Origin of the sequence: Glaciimonas sp. Gout2 (assembly GCF_035018905.1) — a bacterium.
GTDB lineage: Bacteria > Pseudomonadota > Gammaproteobacteria > Burkholderiales > Burkholderiaceae_D > Glaciimonas.
Window position 1 is genome coordinate 1 of the sequence record NZ_JASJXA010000110.1, and the last position, 2,083, is coordinate 2,083.

The 2,083-nt window shown below is 50.5% G+C and carries 2 protein-coding genes; one reads left to right on the forward strand and one right to left on the reverse strand.

Annotated elements, in window-relative coordinates; translation table 11 throughout:
• Positions 1–196 precede the first annotated feature (196 nt).
• Complete coding sequence (locus QN379_RS23315) at positions 197–1,465, reverse strand: allantoate amidohydrolase (protein WP_322239262.1); 1,269 nt, start codon at positions 1,463–1,465, stop codon at positions 197–199.
• Positions 1,466–1,637: 172 nt separating this feature from the next.
• Between QN379_RS23315 and QN379_RS23320 the strand changes: the two genes are divergently transcribed.
• On the forward strand, positions 1,638–2,083 hold a 446-nt coding region (locus QN379_RS23320), incomplete at its 3' end, for a cation:dicarboxylate symporter family transporter (protein WP_323507746.1).

The following is a 2,083-nucleotide window of genomic DNA, read 5'->3' on the forward strand; positions in this document are numbered from 1 at the left end:
GGCGCACGCGCCACGCTGACGACTTGCGCCGCGGTGAGGGTGAAACCGTCGATGGTGAGAGTGGTGGTGTTCGTCATTTTTCTTTCCAATTCCTGGGTTAAATTTTTTGTCTTGGAGATGTCTTAACTTTTGCCGTGCTTTAATAAGCCGGAAGCTTGACTGATCACAGATCCGTGTTGCGGCGTCAGATTCATCGTTATTTTTTAAATTGTTCGACAAAATGTGTGAATACTTGCGCTGCCAGTGCAGCATCTTCAGCAGTCATGATTTCATCAGGGTGATGGCTAATGCCACCGTTACCACAGCGGACAAACAACATCGCGACATCAGTAATTGCAGCCATCGCCATGGCGTCATGACCGGCACCAGAGGGAAGGTGGCGCACTGGCAAATTGCTGGACGCAATAGCCTTTGCCAATTGTTGTTGTAACCACGGCGCGCAGGGAACACTGACGGCGTCATGGGTTTGGCGGGTCTTGATGGTAACGTTGCGACGATGCCCGATCCGTTCAATCTCAGCGCGTACATCTGCAACGGCAGCTTGCCGGATCGTATCGTCACCGGCACGAATATCAATGGAAAAGAGTGCCTTGCCGGGAACGACGTTAGCAGCGCCGTTTGGTACATTAAACATACCAACCGTGCCAACCAATCCCGGCGTGCCCTGACACCTTCGTTCTATCAATAACCCTATTTCGGCCGCAGCCATCGCTGCATCGCGGCGCATTTCCATCGGCACGGTCCCGGCATGCCCAGCTAGTCCGTCGATTTCCACCATGAAACGAGAAGCACCGGAAATGGCGGTGACGACGCCAACCGGCAATTGCTCGTTAAGCAATATCGGTCCTTGCTCAATGTGGACTTCGACAAAGGCCAGCACTGATTCCGGGGCATAAGCCGCTTTGGCCAAACCGACCGCATGAAAACCGGAGGCCGCCATGACTTCGCGCATGCTTAGTCCAGCATCATCGAGATTATCGAGTACCGCCATATCGAAGGTGCCAGCTGCTGCACGACTGCCGAGCAAGGTGGCCTTAAAGCGGACGCCTTCCTCTTCAGCGAATCCGATGACTTCAAGCGCGAACGGGAAGCGTTTTCCTGCTTTATGCCATTGCTGAATGCAGGCAATGGGTAACAAAATCCCGAGATTACCGTCATATTTGCCGCCGTTTCTGACCGAGTCAAAATGTGATCCTGTGACGAGAGCGGGTGCATCCGCGGTGATGGCTTCATAGCGGCCAATGACATTACACGCCATATCGCGCCGGACCTGCATTCCTGCCGCGCACATCCATTCGGCTAATTGCGCAGCTGCGGAGTGATGCGCTGACGTCAGGTAGGTGCGGGTCAACATGCCTTCTACTTCGGTGTGCCGCGCTAAGTCCTCAGACCATTGCATTATTTGATTGCCGCAATTTTCATCCATCGAATGGGCCACTTGATTTGGTGTTGGATTTAATTCCATGCCTGTCTCCTTTTGGTATTTTTGGATATTACTCTTGAATTCATTTATTGCATACAAAAAAAGTATGCACTATATTGCGTGTAGGGCAGTCACCATCTCAGCACTTTTAGTTTTGCGATTGTGGCAAGATCTTGATGTCAAAATTAATATTTCTAGTTACTAGGAGACAAACATGCAGCGCTTGTATAAATCACTTTTTGGACAGGTCGTTATCGGCTTGATTTTGGGCATTATCGTGGGAGTGTTGTATCCCAAGTTTGGCGAAAGTATGAAACCGCTTGGGGATGGTTTCATCAAGCTGGTCAAGATGATCATTCCTATGATTGTGTTCTGTGTCGTGGTGCAAGGCATTTATGGCGCAGGCGAGCTGAAAAAAGTTGGTCGGGTTGGTTTAAAGGCACTGATTTATTTTGAGGTGGTGACAGCCATTGCCTTGGCTTTGGGATTGTTGCTAGCGTTCGTGTTTCACCCAGGCGCTGGAATGAATATCGATGTTGGCGCTCTGGATGCCAGTTCGCTGTCGAATTATGTGGCAACGGCCAACAAGGTGAGGGGAACCGGCTTTGGTAATTTTGTGATGAAAATTATCCCTGATACGGTTGTCAGCGCTTTTACATC